Source organism: Deinococcus betulae (assembly GCF_020166395.1).
Classification (GTDB): Bacteria; Deinococcota; Deinococci; order Deinococcales; family Deinococcaceae; genus Deinococcus; species Deinococcus betulae.
Genome location: NZ_JAIQXU010000005.1, coordinates 142,626 through 157,749 on the forward strand (window position 1 = coordinate 142,626; position 15,124 = coordinate 157,749).

General features: G+C 66.7%; 14 protein-coding genes. 10 read left to right on the forward strand and 4 right to left on the reverse strand.

Features of this window, described 5'->3' with window-relative positions; translation table 11 throughout:
- The first annotated feature begins 223 nt into the window (after positions 1–223).
- The 3 genes from K7W42_RS05995 (at position 224) to mnmE (ending at position 3,434) form a co-directional block, all read left to right on the forward strand.
- Positions 224–868 carry a hypothetical protein gene (locus tag K7W42_RS05995; RefSeq protein ID WP_224573113.1) on the forward strand — a complete coding sequence of 215 codons (645 nt, stop codon included), beginning with the start codon at positions 224–226 and terminating at the stop codon, positions 866–868.
- 354 nt (positions 869–1,222) lie between these two features.
- Entirely contained in the window at positions 1,223–1,783 is a 561-nt protein-coding gene (locus K7W42_RS06000; protein ID WP_224573114.1) for a hypothetical protein, read from the forward strand.
- A 328-nt stretch (positions 1,784–2,111) separates the two neighbouring features.
- Positions 2,112–3,434: a tRNA uridine-5-carboxymethylaminomethyl(34) synthesis GTPase MnmE gene (gene mnmE, locus K7W42_RS06005; RefSeq protein WP_224573116.1), complete on the forward strand. Its 1,323-nt coding sequence runs from the start codon at positions 2,112–2,114 to the stop codon at positions 3,432–3,434.
- A 101-nt stretch (positions 3,435–3,535) separates the two neighbouring features.
- On the opposite strand, the gene ychF is transcribed toward mnmE, so the two are convergent.
- Positions 3,536–4,636, reverse strand: coding sequence for a redox-regulated ATPase YchF (gene ychF / locus K7W42_RS06010; protein ID WP_157457369.1), 1,101 nt, complete (start codon positions 4,634–4,636; stop codon positions 3,536–3,538).
- Positions 4,637–5,144: 508 nt separating this feature from the next.
- Between ychF and K7W42_RS06015 the strand changes: the two genes are divergently transcribed.
- Positions 5,145–5,381 (forward strand): hypothetical protein, encoded by a 237-nt coding sequence (locus K7W42_RS06015; protein ID WP_224573118.1) that lies wholly within the window; start codon positions 5,145–5,147, stop codon positions 5,379–5,381.
- Between the two features lie 407 nt (positions 5,382–5,788).
- Here the strand turns inward: K7W42_RS06015 and K7W42_RS06020 are convergent, their stop codons facing one another.
- The 3 genes from K7W42_RS06020 to K7W42_RS06030 all read right to left on the reverse strand — a co-directional run bounded on the left by K7W42_RS06020 (position 5,789) and on the right by K7W42_RS06030 (position 8,246).
- The gene (locus tag K7W42_RS06020; protein WP_224573120.1) at positions 5,789–6,184 is read right to left on the reverse strand and encodes an SH3 domain-containing protein; all 396 of its coding nucleotides are present in this window, start codon (positions 6,182–6,184) and stop codon (positions 5,789–5,791) included.
- A gap of 68 nt (positions 6,185–6,252) precedes the next feature.
- Positions 6,253–7,566, reverse strand: a complete 1,314-nt coding sequence (locus tag K7W42_RS06025) for a sensor histidine kinase (protein WP_224573121.1) — start codon at positions 7,564–7,566, stop codon at positions 6,253–6,255.
- Positions 7,563–8,246: a response regulator transcription factor gene (locus tag K7W42_RS06030; protein WP_224573122.1), complete on the reverse strand. Its 684-nt coding sequence runs from the start codon at positions 8,244–8,246 to the stop codon at positions 7,563–7,565. Before K7W42_RS06030 ends, K7W42_RS06025 begins: the two co-directional genes overlap by 4 nt.
- Before the next feature lie 166 nt (positions 8,247–8,412).
- Between K7W42_RS06030 and K7W42_RS06035 the strand changes: the two genes are divergently transcribed.
- From K7W42_RS06035 to K7W42_RS06060, 6 genes are read left to right on the forward strand one after another with little or no spacing between them, the layout of a single operon-like run.
- Positions 8,413–9,840 (forward strand): TolC family protein, encoded by a 1,428-nt coding sequence (locus tag K7W42_RS06035; RefSeq protein WP_224573123.1) that lies wholly within the window; start codon positions 8,413–8,415, stop codon positions 9,838–9,840.
- Complete coding sequence (locus K7W42_RS06040) at positions 9,837–10,889, forward strand: TolC family protein (RefSeq protein ID WP_224573124.1); 1,053 nt, start codon at positions 9,837–9,839, stop codon at positions 10,887–10,889. Before K7W42_RS06035 ends, K7W42_RS06040 begins: the two co-directional genes overlap by 4 nt.
- Entirely contained in the window at positions 10,886–12,283 is a 1,398-nt protein-coding gene (locus K7W42_RS06045; RefSeq protein WP_224573125.1) for an efflux RND transporter periplasmic adaptor subunit, read from the forward strand. The genes K7W42_RS06040 and K7W42_RS06045 overlap by 4 nt, the downstream gene beginning before the upstream one ends.
- Entirely contained in the window at positions 12,280–13,023 is a 744-nt protein-coding gene (locus K7W42_RS06050; protein WP_224573126.1) for an ABC transporter ATP-binding protein, read from the forward strand. The genes K7W42_RS06045 and K7W42_RS06050 overlap by 4 nt, the downstream gene beginning before the upstream one ends.
- Positions 13,020–14,351 (forward strand): ABC transporter permease, encoded by a 1,332-nt coding sequence (locus K7W42_RS06055; protein ID WP_224573127.1) that lies wholly within the window; start codon positions 13,020–13,022, stop codon positions 14,349–14,351. The genes K7W42_RS06050 and K7W42_RS06055 overlap by 4 nt, the downstream gene beginning before the upstream one ends.
- Before the next feature lie 42 nt (positions 14,352–14,393).
- Positions 14,394–14,993: a hypothetical protein gene (locus K7W42_RS06060; protein ID WP_224573128.1), complete on the forward strand. Its 600-nt coding sequence runs from the start codon at positions 14,394–14,396 to the stop codon at positions 14,991–14,993.
- The last annotated feature ends 131 nt before the right edge of the window (positions 14,994–15,124 follow it).

Consider the following 15,124-nt stretch of genomic DNA (forward strand, 5'->3'; position numbering starts at 1 on the left):
TGAAGGGAGCTGAAATGCGCCGCCAAGAGATGCTCGCGTCTGCTAGGGTCTGTAGGCTAAGGGTACTCAGGCAACGGACAGACAGCGGTAGAAGGCGCCATAAGCAGCAATAGGTTGACCAGCACCCGACTTTCGCTCTCACACTGAATTGTTACTAACAGAATTTGATGTAAAATATGACTCTTTGCGGCACAAATCAGGACACTTATCACTAGGCTGCCTTATGAGTGAGTACAAAACAACAGCTCAGGACAATTATATTCAGGTTGTTGGAAAGACATTGAAAATTTTGAAAGATACGTGGCAAATAACACCACGTCAGGATATTCGTGTTCATCTGGCCGATGAGTGGTGGTCTGGTATTTTCCCCCATTTGACATCCATTGAATATGTCTGGCGCAGGATATATCGCTCTAGAGATGAAGCAATATGGGAAAAGTCTGCCGCATGCCACGTTCCATTGAGTCGTTGTGCTCTTATCTTGCTCAGGTCTCGTCCGGCTCCTCGTATTTCAGAAGTGTCTGTGGGCAGTCGACTATTTCAACCGGCGAGCAAAGAGGAGCAAGAACATTGGCGGCTGTGCCATGAAATAACGCACGCCTGCACATCGCACCTCCACCTACCTTTCTGGCTGAACGAGGGACTCGCCATGCTCGTGACTGACCTCTACGCTGAGCGTCAGACCATACAGGTCAGCACGCGACCAGTCTCACGCGACGAACCCACCCCAAGCATCGACGTGGTGCAACTTCAGAATCTGTCGGAGGATGAGTGGTTGGCCATTTACGCGCAGAGTTACTGGCGCACCCGGCAACTTTTTGATGAGCATCCCCAGCTTCTTCAGCAGGCCCTCTGCCATTCTCAATGACTCACCGCGAATGCAGGAGACTGTCGCTGTTCCCGATACGAATAGTGGAAGGCGAGAGCCCGGCAAGACCTCTGCTCACAACGTGCGTGCCTTTCTCTCTTCTACGGCGTTTAGGCCGAGGTGCATTGCTGTCAAGGAGCGCGACCGTATGGAAGAACAGGCGTGACGCCGTCTCCAGTTCTCTCGCCTGCCCTTCAGGGCAGCATCAATCACATCTATCAAGTGTTTGAGCGGTACCCGTTACGACGGCATACCGAGGGCTGTCCCTGTGGGTGTCTTTCCCCAGGTGCGGCAGAGGAACTGCACGCGGCACCATTACGTGAACTCACGGCACAGCATCTCGCTCTTTTCACCATGAAAACCATGACCACGTGGGGGGACGACGTCGATTTCAAGCACTTCCTTCCTCGCCTTCTGGAACTGATCGCCCATGATCAATTGAGTTCGGCTGAAAGCCTGTTAGGGAAGTTGACTTACGGCCAGTGGTGGTCATGGCCAGATCAGGAATATGCAGCCGTGGACGCCTTCCTGCATGCCTGGTGGGATGACGTCTTGGCACGTGAAGAGGTCAAGGACCCTTGGGAACCGTGCGAGGTGGCCACAGTTCTTGAAGGGATTGCTCAGGCCTCACACGATCTGACGCCCTACCTCACTCACTGGGCAGAGATGAATACGCCATTTGCCGTTCAGCATCTGGCCGCCTTTGTGTTATCGGAGGCTGAGGGGCTGGTGAAGGGCCAGTTGCAAGGGGCCTATTGGACCAACCGGCCAGCGCAGGCACAGCAGGTCACGCAGTGGTTGCTGGACAGCCAGCAGCAGGCCCGGCTTGAGTCAGCCGCGCACACACAGACGGATACCCCACGGCGAGAATGGCTTGAGATGGCTGCGTATACCTTATCGGTCGCCAAGAGCTGAACCGGGAGGCATGCAAAGCAGGACGGTGACACCTGTTAACCACCTCTGGTCGTTCACCACGCGCTTGTCGTATCAGGTGGCCGGAAGTGTTTGAGGCAGCCAATCAGGCGCTCGATATTCCGTTTCTTACAGGCAACTGCATCAAAACAGATGCGGATGTCTAGCCCTTGGTCCTTCCGCCTGCGAATCGTGATTCGAATGCGGCAGCTGTGGAGATATTTCCGCATGGTAGAGCTGTAGCCCTTCTCCTACCACGTGATTAGGGCGAAGGCAAAGCTGTTTCTACGCCCCACAGCCCGCGCCCTTCGCCGGTGCTAGCCTGCCAGGCGTGAGTTCTCGCACGGGCCTGTCTGACACCATTGCCGCTATTGCCACCGCGCCGGGCAGCGCGGGCGTGGGCATCGTGCGGGTCAGTGGTCCCGGCGCCCTGGCCGTGGCTGACGGGCTGTTCCGGGGGCGGCGGGCGCCCTCGCGGACCCCAGGCGGCCGGTTTCTGTTCGGGTCGTTTCTGGATGGGGCGGGCGAGGTGCTTGATGAAGGGCTGTGCCTGGTGTTTCGCGGCCCGCACTCGTACACCGGGGAGGACGTCGCCGAGTTTCAGACGCACGGCAGCCCCGCTGTGCTTGGCCGGGCGCTGGAAGCGGCCCTGCGCCTGGGCGCCCGGCCAGCCCGGCCCGGTGAATTCACCCTGCGCGCCTACCTGCACGGCCGCCTGGACCTCACGCAGGCCGAGGCCGTGCTGAATCTGGTGCAGGCCCAGACCGACGCTGCCCGCCGCCAGGCCACCCTGGGCCTGAGTGGAGCACTGCGGGAGCGGGTGGGGGGCGTGACGCGCCAGGTCACGCGCACCCTGGCCGCCCTGCAGGCCCTGCTGGACTACCCCGAAGAGGGCGTGCCCGAAGAAGACCGCGCCGCGCCGCTGGCCCTGGCCGAGCACGACCTGACCGAGCTGCTGCGCTCGGCCCACGCCGGGCAGGTGGCCACACGCGGCGCCCGCCTGGCCCTGATTGGCCGCCCCAATGCCGGGAAAAGCAGTCTGCTGAATGCCCTGCTGGGCTACGAACGCTCGATTGTCACACCGCTGCCCGGCACCACCCGCGATTACCTGGAGGCGGGGCTGGAACTGGCGGGCGTACCGGTCACGCTGGTGGACACGGCGGGTATCCGCGAAACCGGCGACCAGATTGAGGCTGCTGGGGTGCGGCAGGCCGTGGCGCTGGCAGGCGCCGCCGACCTCGTGCTGGTGCTCGAAGACGGCAGCCTGCCCCGTGAAGACCTGGGCGCCGAGGTGCCCTCCGCTGGCCGCGTGCTGAAGGTGCAGACCAAGGCTGACCTCCCGGATGCCTGGCATGACCCGGAAGCCATAGCGGTCAGTGCGGTGACTGGCCAGGGCCTCTCCGAGCTGCGCGCCGCCGTGGAAGCCGCCCTGCTGGGCGACGCCGCCCGCGGGGAAGCCTGGCTGACCACCGAGCGCCAGGCCGACGCCGCCCGCCGCGCCCTGGGTCACATTCAGGCCGCCCGTGACCTGCCCGATGACCTCGCCGGCTACGAACTGGAAGAAGGCCTGCGCGCCCTGGCCGAGCTGACGGGCCAGGACGTGCAGGAGGACGTGGTGGACGCAGTCTTCCGGAATTTCTGTGTAGGAAAGTGAACGGGGAGTGGTGAGTAGGGAGTGGAGAAAGAAGAAGGCGTGCCAGTGGATGGCGACGCCTTCTTTTTCCACTTACCACTGCCCACTCACCACTTCCCCTTTTACATGTTGTGCAGCACGTTCATGATGTCGCCGTCTTTCATGACGTATTCCTTGCCCTCGGTGCGGACCCAGCCCTTGCTCTTGGCGCCCGCCCAGCCCCCGGCCTCGACCATCTTGTCCCACTCGATGACCTCGGCACGGATAAAGCCGCGCTCCAGGTCGCTGTGAATCTCGCCGGCAGCCTCAGGGGCCTTCTCGCCCCGGCGGATGGTCCAGGCGCGCACCTCTTTTTCCCCACTGGTAATAAAGGTAATCAGGCCCAGCGTCTCGTAGCCCACCTTCACCAATTGGTCCAGGCCACTTTCCTGCACGCCCAGTTCTTCCAGAAAGGCGCGGGCCTCGTCCTCAGGCATCTCGGCCAGTTCGCCTTCAATCTGGGCACTGATCTTCACGACCTGCGCGCCCTCGGCGGCGGCGTAGTCGCGCACCTGCTGCACGTACTCGTTGTCTTCTGTCAGGTTGTCTTCGCCCACGTTGGCAACGTAAATCACAGGCTTGGTGGTAATCAGGCCAAATTCCTTGGGGATGGGGGCATCATAGCTGCCGGCGCGCGCCGGCTTGCCCTCACCCAGTACGGCCAGGAGCTGCTCGGCCAGGGCCGCCTGCTCACGCGCGTCCTTGTCGCCACTCTTGGCCTTCTTTTGGAGGTTTTGCAGGCGCTTTTCCAGCCCGGCGAGGTCGGCCAGAATCAGCTCGGTGTTGATGGTCTCGATGTCGTCCAGGGGGTCCACGCGCCCGGCCACATGCACCACGTTGCCGTCTTCAAAGCAGCGCACGACATGGGCAATCGCGTCGGCCTCGCGGATGTTGGCCAGAAACTGGTTGCCCAGCCCCTCGCCCTTGCTGGCACCCTTGACCAGCCCGGCGATGTCCACGAATTCCACAAAAGTTGGGATGATCGGCGGCACCCGCTCGCCCTTGGTAAAGACCTTGCTCAGGGCGCCCAGGCGCTCGTCGGGCACGGTGACGCGGCCCACATTGGGCTCAATGGTGGCAAAGGGGTAGTTGGCGGCCAGCGCCCCGGCCCGCGTGATGGCGTTAAACAGCGTGCTTTTTCCGACGTTGGGCAACCCGACAATTCCGATGGCTAAACTACTCATCCAATCAACTCCTCAGCCGCGCTGGGCGGCAACCCTCCCAGTTTACAGGCTGCCCCTGCCGACGCACACTCTGGCCCGTCCGGCCCCGCATGTCGGCACATCTTCTGGAGCTGATACTGGTCGTCTCTGGCCGGTGGATCTCTGGAGGACAAGGAGTCTGTACTGGCTTCAGGAGTCGTTAACGCTCTCCACCTGAACGTGAAAGGCCAGCGATTCCTTCTCTGAGGGCCAAGTGGAGGGTGCATTCGCAGGCTCTGGCCTTGGCTATGAATGTCGTGAGCAGGCCAAGTCGCTTCCGCCTTCTAGTCTGACCCGAAGGGCTTCATCAGCTCACCTGTCTCAACAGAGCCCACTGCACTAAAGACCTGCGCTGGCACGTTCAGAACCGCTGCAGAGAGGTCAGTTCGACCAACCTGAAGGCGAGTAAAACAGGCCTCCTTGAGGCCAGAGCTGGCGACACGATGACCTCCCGCCCTATGTAGCGGCACCGGGTCTGCTACGGTGACCTGTGCTGAAAGACGATATGGCAATTCATGCAGGAATACCGGAAAAGGCTGTGAAGGCTTCACTCACCCGTTTACGCGAACGGACTGATCTGGCCGATGTGAGCTGGGACGTCGCCAAGTCCAGGCCTGGACGCCCCATCAAGGTGTATTTCGAGGCCGAGACGATGGCAGAGATTCAGGTGGTGAAGCGGGCGCTTGAGCAAGACCTCAATGAGCACGGCTTTGACCTTTACCCCTAACGCCTGAACCTGCCGGCGGCGGGTCGAGGCCCTATGGCGGCAGTCCCTGGCGGGGGTTGGACGGAGGTAGGGGAGAACTCAAAACGTTCGAGGAGTGACGGGGGCTACTCATCGTCACTCCTTGTTGTCCCGCCGCGCAGGCCAAGCATTAGGGCTATACGGACTCTGGTTGAACCGTTTGCACAACCGATGAAATCCAAGCGGACTGGCGCAGCTCTGCAAGGCAGTTCCTCAAGTCCACAGCAGTGGGGGAAGGAGAAAAATGGTTGCTGGGGATGGAGTTGGCAAATCGGCGCCCTTCCGATTTGTGAATGAACCGTTTGGCATCTGCAAAAGACAGTGTCTGGACTGCTTCATCGGACCTACCATATAAGGCAGAGGCCCGATGAAAAGAGGTGCTGGGCCTCTTAGCGGCGGCCGAGCATATTCAGCAGGTCGCGCTGATCGCAGGCGCGGCCGTTGTGGTCGGGGTCGCGCTCGGCGCTGTAGGCCGCTTCGTTGCGGCGAATATCCTTGAGCCCCAGGGCCAGCAGCGCCGGGCAGTCACCTTTGACGTTCACAGCGGCGCGGTTCACCCAGCCCAGTTGCCCACCCACGCGCACCTGGCACCACAGCGTGTGGCACTGCACGATATCCAGCGTCTCTTTGGCGGCCACGACCCGCAGCGCCGCCGCCTTGGCATTCGGCTCGGCCAGCAGGGCTGTGGCCATGGCCGCCCAGCCTGCCGCAGCGCCCGCCTGACTGCACAGCAGCGCGCTGGCCAGGCAGCAGACCCTCCAGAGTCGGCGCGAATCGTTCAACATGGCACTTTAGAGTGTACTCGGTTCAAAGCGCCGCTCTGTGAAAGTCTGGCCCTGGGGCCCCTGCGGGGTCATGACCCCTGGGCCGGCAGGGCGACCGTAAAGCGTGCCCCGCCCAGCCGCGCTGAGGCACCCAGCCCGGCGCGGCCCCCGTGCGCCTGTGCCAGCGCGCGCACAATCGCCAGGCCCAGGCCGCTGCCGCCTGTGTCGCGCGCGCGGCTGCTGTCCAGGCGGGTAAAGCGGGTAAAGACCGCCTCGCGGCTGCCCTCCGGAATACCGGGGCCGTCGTCTTCGACGTGCAGCAGCACCTCGGCGCCGCGCGACTCGACCTCCACGTTCACGCGGCTGGCCGCGTGGCGCAGGGCGTTGTCAATCAGGTTGGTCGTCATCTGGCGCACCCGCACCGGGTCGGCCTGCATAGGGGCGGGCGCCGCCTGAAGCGTCAGGGCCACGCCGCGTGCCCCGGCGCGGTCTTGCAGGTCGCGCACGACCTCGGCGCCCAGGGCGGCCAGGTCCAGGCCCCTGACCTCCAGGGTCAGGCGGCCCGCGTCGGCCAGGGTCAGGGTGCGCAGGTCGCCCACCAGGCGCGTCAGGTGCTGGGTCTGGGTGCTGAGCAGCGCAATCTGTTCCGTGTTCAGCGGATAGACGCCGTCTTCCAGGGCGTCCAGACGGGCCTGCATCACGGCGATGGGCGTGCGGAGTTCGTGGGCAATGTCGGCCACCGCCTGCTGGCGCTCCTGCTCCAGGGTTTGCAGGTTCTCGGCCATCTCGTTAAAACTCTGGGCCAGGGCCGCCAGCTCGCGCTCGCCGCCGGGTGTGGGCGCGCGGGCACTCAGGTCGCCGCTGGCCAGCCGCGCCGCCGCGCGCGACACCGCCGACACTGGCCGGGCCACCCGCCGCGAAATCAGAAAGGCCAGGAGGGCCGAGGCCACCGCCGCCACCAGCCCCACCTGGAGCAGGCTGCGCTGAACCTCTTTCAGAAAGTCCTGCGTCTGGTTGGGGGGGCCGCGAAAGAGGTCGTCGCGCCAGCCACGCGGGCGGCGGCCGCCCTCGACGGTGGCCTGCGTGCCGGCCGGGAGGGTCACCGTTCCGCCCACATCGGGGCTGCTTTGCCAGGGGTCCAGAAAGGGGTCAGCGGCGCTGCCGGTGCGGATGACAGGCAGCGGCGGCGTGGGCGCCACCGTCTCGCCGCGCAGGGCCGCCTCCTGGCGCTCGCGCAGGGCGGCGCGCACCTCTTCGGGCAGCCGCTGAAACTGGCGCTGCACCGCCAGATTGGAAAAATAGAAGGTGCTGCCCACCGACACCCCCACCACCAGCAGCATGGCCAGCAGCAGGGTCAGTGCCAGGGGCCGGCCCCCGCGCCAGGGCCAGACGGGGCGTTTCATCCAGCGGCCTCCAGGCGGTAGCCCACGCCGCGCACGGTATGCAGCAGCCCACCGGCCTGGGCTGCGTCCAATTTGCGCCGCACGCTGGCCAGGTGGGCGTCCACTACTCGTTCCAGCGCCTCGCTGCCCGGCAGGGCCGCCGAGAGCAGTTCTTCGCGGGTATACGCCCGGCCCGGCGCCTGCGCCAGGTGCGACAGCAGCCGGAACTCGGCTGGAGTGAGGTTCAGGGCTTCGCCGTTGACACGGGCAGCCACGGCCAGGCGGTCAATTTCCAGAGGGCCCACGCGCACCGGGCGCTCGCCGCCTTCCAGCACGGCGGTGGCCCGGCGCAGCACCGCCTTGACCCGCGCCATCACTTCACGCGGGCGAAACGGCTTGACCACGTAGTCGTCGGCGCCCAGTTCCAGGCCCACGATCTGGTCGGTTTCCTCGGCGCGGGCCGTGACCAGGATGACGGGCGTGCTGCCAGAGGCCCGAACCGTCTTCAGGATGTCCAGACCGCTGCGGCCGGGCAGCATCACGTCCAGCAAGATCAGGTCAGGGCTGATGGCCCGGTAGGCGTGCAGGGCGGCGTGGCCGTCGGCGGCGCGCTCAGTGCGGTAGCCCTCCTGCCGGGCGTAGGCTTCTAGCACCTCGGCCAGCTGGGGTTCGTCCTCGACAATCAGGATCAGGGCGCTCATGGGGTTCAGCTTAAAGGGCGCGCGTGAAGGGACAACGAAGGGGCGAGGTGCAAAAACTGCAGGCTCAGGACAGCCCAGGCCGCGCCTAGCCGACCTTTCTCCGTCTTCGATAAATCTTCACACAGGCTGAGCGGCGTCTTCGCAGACCCCCGCCACAGTGGGCCGCATGAGTCGCCCCCCACCTTCCCCTCTGCTGCTCGGGCTGAGTCTGGCCCTGCTGGGCGGCGCGGCCCAGGCCCAAACAAGCCCAGCCCAGCCCAGTTCAGCCCAGACCAGTGCGCCCCCAACAGACCCCCGCCCTTACACCCTGGCCGACGCCTACGCCGGTCTGGCCCAGGCCCCCAGCGTCACCCGCGCCGCTCTGAGTGTGCAGGTGGCGGTGCAGAACCTGGCCGCCTCGCGCGCGGCGCTGGGCTTGACGGTCAACGTGACGGGCAGTGCCAACTACGCCGGCCCGGCCACCACCACGGCCGCCGACGGCACGGTCACGACGGTGGGCGGCACCCTGAGCGGCAGCGCCGGGGCCAACGTCACTCTGGGGCTGCTGCCCTGGTCCAGTGCCCAGAGTGGACTCCGCACCGCCGAACGCAGTCTGGCGCTGGCCCAGGCCAACTTGCATGAGGCCCAGGTCACGACTCGCCTGAACGCGGCTCAGGCGTACTGGACCGCCGCGCTGGCTGGCCAGGACATCACCCTGGCCGGGCGCACCCTGGCGCAGCGGCAGCGGCAACTCACGGTGGTGCAGGCCCAGCAGGCGGCCGGCAACGCCACTGCCGAAACCCTCCTGAGCGCGCAGGCCGGGGTGCAGGGCGCCCAGGCCAGTCTGGCGCAGGCCCAGGCCAGTCTGGACGGCGCCCGCCGCAGCCTGGAGGCGGTGCTGGGCACCCCGCTCAGCGGTGTGACCTTTGCCGGAGACGCGCCCGCAGCCGAAGAGGCCCCAGACCTGGCGGCGCTGGTGGCCCGCGCCCGCACGGCGCGCAGCGAGGTCGTGAGCGCGCAAAACGCTCTGGCCAGTGCCCAGGACGCCCTGGCCACCGAGGAGCGCGACACCCGCCTGCCCGACCTGAACGCCAGCGTGGGCTACGGCGGAGCCGGCCTGGGCACAGTGGCCGCGACCCTCAACCTCAAGCAGGGCACCCTGGGCGGCAGCTACACCCTGCCGCTGGGCAGCTCGTCGGGCTCGACTTCGGCAGTTTCGTCGGGCAGCGCGCGGCTGACCGCCAGTATCAGCGGGTCGTATACCATCTTTTCGCCGGCGCAGCAGGCCCAGCGGTCGGCCGCTGCCGCCGCCGTCACCCAGGCAGAACTGGCGCTGACTGTGGCGCAGCAAAACGCCGAACTGGACGTGCGGACCCGCGCCGCCACCCTGCAAACCAATCTGGCCGCCGTGCAAAGCCGTCAGAGTGCCCTGACCCTGGCCGCCCAGAGCCTGGATACCGCCCGCGCCCGCCTGGCCGCCGGTACCGCCACAGCTGACGACGTGGCGACCGCCGAACTGGCTGTCGCCCAGGCCGAGCGCGACCTGCTCTCGGCCCGCATCACAGCTTCCCTGAGCCAAACCACGCTTCTGAACGCCGCCGGAGGTTCTCAATGAAATCAGTTCTGCTGGCCCCCACCCGAACCGCCCTCCTGCTGAGCGCCGCCCTGCTGCTGGGCACGGCCGCCGCCCAGAGCGCCGTGGGCCTGGGCAGTGCCGTCACCGCGACCCTAGGCAGCAATGCCGACGTCAGAACCGCTCAGGCCAACCTGGACAAGGCCCAGGCCGCCAGCCGCGCCGCCCAGGCCGATCCCGCCGCGCTGGTGGCGGCCAAGCTGACGGCCAAAAACAGCGAAGCGCAGGCCCAGGCCGCGCTGCGTGGCGCTCGCCTCTCGGCCGTCAGCAGCACCATCAGCGCGTATGCGGCCCTGCTGGAAGCGCAGGAGAACGTAGAGGTGCAGACCCTCCAGGTGGCCGTGGACACCAAGGGCGTGCAGGTGGCCCAGGTGAAGCTGAATATCGGCAACGCCACCGCCCTGGACCTCACGAACGCGCAGAACACTCTGGCGAGCAGCGGGCAGAATCTGGCCGACGCCCGCGCACAGGTGAATCTGGCTGCCGCCCGGCTGGGCACCCTGACGGGTCTGGGCAGCAGCGTGCGCGCCGGCAGCGCCGTTACGGCCCCCAAATTGAGCGCCACCCTGGCGAGCCTGCAAGGCGGCCTGGGGCGCCTCAGCAGTCTGGTCTCGGCCGAGAACGAGGTGGCGAGCGCCACCTTGAGCGTCAAGCTGGCCGACAACGACTTCACCCCCGCGCGTACCCTGCAAGACGCCAAAACGGCTCTCGCCAACGCCCAGCGCAGCCAGGACAGCGCCGAGAAAAGTGCCGGGCAAACCCTGGCCAGCGCCTACCAGACCGCCCAGAACACCTACGAACTGTTGCAGGTGGCCCTGAGCCGTGAAGCCGCCGCCCAGAAAACCTACACGCAGGATAGCGCCCGTCTGAAAAGCGGCACCGTCAGCGCGGTGGAGGTTCAGGCCGCCCAGCTCACGCTGAAAAAAGCTCAGTACAGCCGCCTGCAAGCCCAGAACAACGTTCTGGAGGCCCTGGGCGCCCTGTCGGTGGCGGCCGGGCAGAACCTGACCGGCGTGGGCGGAACGCTGTGACCGTTCAGACCTCGCCCCTGCGCGCGGCCCCACCGCGCCGCAAGCACTGGCCCTGGGTGGTGGGCGGCCTGCTGCTGCTGGGCGCCGTGGGGGGCGGTGTGGTCTACACCCGTACCCGCACGGCCAGTGCGGCGGCCACCGCCCAGCCCACCACGACGACGGCCCGTGTGGAGGCCGGGGTGCTGCGCCTCTCGGTCAGCGGTCCCGGCACCCTGGAAGCCGCCCAGACCCGCACGGTGGGCGCCGACCTGACGGCCACCGTGGGCGCGGTGCCTGCCGTGGGCGAGCGCGTGACCAAGGGCCAACTCGTCACGACCCTGCAAAGCGACGCCGTAGAGCAGAATGTGCGCACAGCGCAGCTGAACTTGGACAAGGCCCGCGCCAGTCTGGACGCTACCCGCGCCTCGCAGGCCAGCAGCGTGGCCAGCCGTCAGAGCAGCGTGACCCAGGCCCAGAGCAGCCTGACGCAAAGCGCGCAGACCCTGACCGACGCGCAGCGCACCCTGGCCGGGCAGCGGCAACTCGCCGCGATTGGGGCCATCAGTTCTCAGGCGCTTCAGGAGGCGCAGTCGGCGGTGACCAAAGCGCAGCAGAGTGTGGACAGTGCGCGTGCCAGCCTCTCGGCCGCCCAGACGCAGGCGGCGGCGGGCGGCGGCAGCGACACCCAGGCCCTGCGCAGCGCCCAGATTGCCGTGCAGCAGGCGCAGGACACCCTGGACGCGGCGGCGGCCGACCGCGCGGGCCTCAAGGTCTACGCGCCCATCAGCGGCGTGGTCAGTGCCGTGACGGCGGGCGAGGGCACGGTGGTCAACAGCGGCGCGACCATTCTGACCCTGCTGGACGACACCACCCTGAACCTGCCGGTGCAGATTGACGAGACCGAGATTGCGGGGGTGCAGGCTGGCCAGCAGGCCGAGGTGACGCTGGACGCTTTCGAGGACCAGACCTTTCGCGGTGAGGTGGTGCGCGTTTCGCCCGGCGCGACCCAGAGCAGCGGGATCAGCGTGTTTACCGCCACGGTGGAGCTGAAGAACCCGGACCGCACCCTGCGCGCCGGCATGACCGCCGAAGCCGAAATTATTCAGAGCGAGGAGCGCGGGCTGCTGGTGCCCAGCAAGGCCATTCAGACGGTCCGGAGTCGCAGCTACGTGGAGGTGCCGGCCGCCGAACCCAGCGCCGAACCTGAGCGGGTGCGCGTCACCACCGGCGAGACCGACGACACGAACACCGTGGTGCTGGACGGCTTAGAGGCGGGTCAGGAGATCGTGGTGCCGGGCAGCGCCTCGTCGAGCCGGAGCAGCGCGGCGGGCAGCACCCGGCAGACGCAGGACAGCGGCTTTGGAGGTGCCGGCGGTGGTCCTCCGGCCGGCGGCTTCCCCGGAGGGGCCCCGTGACCGCCGTGGCCCGGCCGCCCGTCGTGGACATTCAGAGCGTGGGCAAGGTCTACGCGCAGGGCGACGTGGTGTTCGAGGCCCTGAAAGGGGTCAGCGTGCAGATTGGGCAGGGCGAGCTGGTAGCCCTGATGGGGCCGTCGGGCAGTGGGAAAACCACCCTGATGCAGATCATCGGGCTGCTGGACCGCCCCAGCAGCGGCGCCTACCACCTCGCCGGGCGCGACGTGACCACCCTCAGCGAGAACGAGCGCGCCGAGGCCAGAAACGAGGACATCGGCTTCGTGTTTCAGGCCTTTCACCTGCTGCCGCGCCTGAACCTGCTGGAAAACGTGGAGGTGCCGCTGACTTACGCTGGCGTACCCCCCCGCGAGCGGCGCGAGCGGGCGCTGGCTGTGCTGGAGCGGGTCGGCCTGGCCGATAAAGCCCGCAACCTGCCCAGCCAGATCAGCGGCGGGCAAAAGCAGCGGGTGGCGGTGGCGCGCGCCCTGGCAGGTCGGCCCCGGCTGCTGCTGGCCGATGAACCCACCGGCAACCTCGACACCCGCACCGGCGAGGAGGTGATGGCCCTCTTCGGCGACCTGCACGCCGAGGGCACCACGGTGGTGATCGTGACCCACGAAGACGACATCGGCGCCTACGCCGAGCGGGTCATTCGGGTGCGCGACGGCCGAATTGAAAGTGACCGCCGCCAGGTCCCGAAAGTGGCCCACCGGCCGCCAGCCGTCGGGAGTGCGCCGTGACGGCCGGCGGCTCCGGGCTGGAGGTCGCCGCGCCGTTGTCCCAGGTCACAGCGGCCTCGGCCACCCGGCCCCGCCGGGGCGGGATTGGGCTGGGCGGCGCCTTCGTTATCGCGTGGCGGGCCATCGTGGGGACGCCGCTGCGGTCGGTGCTGACCGCGCTGGGCGTCATTATCGGCGTGGCGGCGGTGGTGGCGCTCACCGCTATCGGGCAGGGCAGTACGGCCGGGGTCACACGCAACCTCGAATCGCTGGGCACCAACCTGCTGACGGTGCAGAGTGCGCGCGGCGGGGGCGGCGGCAGTCTGGTGCGCGGCGGTCCCCGCCAGACCGTGACGGTGGAGGACGCCGAGGTGCTGGCCAACAGCTTTGGCGACCGGGTGGTGGGCGTGGCCCCCAGTGTCAACAGCAACGTGCAGGCCAAGCTGGGCACCCTGAACACCCAGGCCAGCGTGCTGGGCACCTGGCCAGCCTATGAAATGGTGCGCAACAGCCCAGTCGAGGCCGGCGCGTACTTCACCGACGCCGACGTGAAGGGCAAGAAGCGGGTGGCGGTCATCGGCGCGCAGGTGCTGACCGACCTGTGGGGCGAAGACGCTTCCCCAGACGCCGCTCTGGGCCAGAAGGTGCGCCTGGGCAGCGTGACCTTCACGGTGGTGGGCGTGCTGCCCGACAAGGGCAACAGCGGCTTTGGCAATGCCAACAGCCAGGTGCTGATTCCTCTGTCCACTTACCTCCAGCGCTTTGCCCGCACGAACAGCACCCGGGGCGAGCCCACCGTGGGCAGCATCTACCTTCAGGCGACCGACGCCAAAGACCTGACCCAGTTGCAGACCGAGGTCACCGACCTGCTCAGCGAGCGCCACGAGCAGACGGACCCAGACAACCTGGATTTTCAGGTGCAGAATCAGGCCGACAGCCTGGCCAGCCTGAGCGCCATTACCGGCACCCTGACGCTGCTGGTCGGGGCCATCGCGGGCATCAGCCTGCTGGTGGGCGGCATCGGCATCATGAACATCATGCTGGTGTCCGTCACCGAACGCACCCGCGAAATCGGCGTGCGCAAGGCCCTGGGGGCGCGGTCCCGCGACATCCTGACGCAGTTTCTGGTCGAAGCCAGCCTGCTGTCGGTCGGCGGCGGGATCATCGGCATGGCGCTGGGCGTGGGCTTGGCCTTCGCCGGGCAAGGCTTCGGGATTTCGCCGGTCTTCACCCTGACGCCCATGCTGGTGGCGTTTGCCTTCAGCGCCTTTGTGGGGGTGTTTTTCGGCTACTACCCCGCCGCCCGCGCGGCCAAGCTCGACCCCGTGGATTCCCTTCGCTACGAGTAAGTTCCCTGTTCGCCCCCAAAAGCCCCTTCCCAGGAGTTGCCTATGAAAAACGTGTTGATGACGGCCGCTGTCGTATCCGCTTCCTTCGCCGCCGCCCAGACCAGCGGCCAGCCTCAGATGAGCGCCGAGCAGCGCGCCCGCATGACCCAGATGCAGGCCGTGATGGACCTGGCCCAGACGGTGCGCCTGCTGCCCGAACTGGAAAAAAACAAGACCACCGCGCTGACCAAAGCCCAGGCCAAGGTGCTTCTGCCCATCCTGACGACCATTCAGAAAGCGGCGAGCGTCCAGCCCAACGACGCCAAGAAGTACCTGACTCAGATTGAAGACAAGGTGCTGACCAGCAAGCAACTGACGGCCCTGGACACGCTGATGCTGAAAGCCGAAAAAGAGCGGGAGGCCCAGCGCGCTCAGCGGCAAGCGGGCAGTCAAGGGGGTCAGGCGCGGATTCCGGGGGTTCCGGGCGGCTTCCTGCCGGGACAGGGCCAAGGTCAACGCCCGAGCGGTCAGGCGGGGCAGGGCGCTCAGGCGGCGCGGGATGGCCAGGCGCAGGGGGGGCAACCCGGTCAGTTCAATCCCTTCAAACAGGGCCGCAGTGCTGACGACCTGAAGAAGTACATCGCGGCGTTGCAGAAGAAGTAAGGAGCAGCTGTTGCAGGGGTCGCGTGAGGGAATACGCGGCCCCTCTGCTGTCCCTATCAGGCTAGACACTGCCAGAGTTTCCCATTGAACCGGTTGCTCACAGGAGTCAATCTGCCTGGCCTGATAGGGCC

Coding starts and splice junctions, on each gene's coding strand:
- K7W42_RS05995 (WP_224573113.1), top strand. CDS start 224: ATGAGTGAGTACAAAACAACAGCTCAGGACAATTATATTCAGGTTGTT.
- K7W42_RS06000 (WP_224573114.1), top strand. CDS start 1,223: ATGAAAACCATGACCACGTGGGGGGACGACGTCGATTTCAAGCACTTC.
- ychF (WP_157457369.1), bottom strand. CDS start 4,636: ATGAGTAGTTTAGCCATCGGAATTGTCGGGTTGCCCAACGTCGGAAAA.
- K7W42_RS06020 (WP_224573120.1), bottom strand. CDS start 6,184: ATGTTGAACGATTCGCGCCGACTCTGGAGGGTCTGCTGCCTGGCCAGC.
- K7W42_RS06025 (WP_224573121.1), bottom strand. CDS start 7,566: ATGAAACGCCCCGTCTGGCCCTGGCGCGGGGGCCGGCCCCTGGCACTG.
- K7W42_RS06030 (WP_224573122.1), bottom strand. CDS start 8,246: ATGAGCGCCCTGATCCTGATTGTCGAGGACGAACCCCAGCTGGCCGAG.
- K7W42_RS06035 (WP_224573123.1), top strand. CDS start 8,413: ATGAGTCGCCCCCCACCTTCCCCTCTGCTGCTCGGGCTGAGTCTGGCC.
- K7W42_RS06040 (WP_224573124.1), top strand. CDS start 9,837: ATGAAATCAGTTCTGCTGGCCCCCACCCGAACCGCCCTCCTGCTGAGC.
- K7W42_RS06060 (WP_224573128.1), top strand. CDS start 14,394: ATGAAAAACGTGTTGATGACGGCCGCTGTCGTATCCGCTTCCTTCGCC.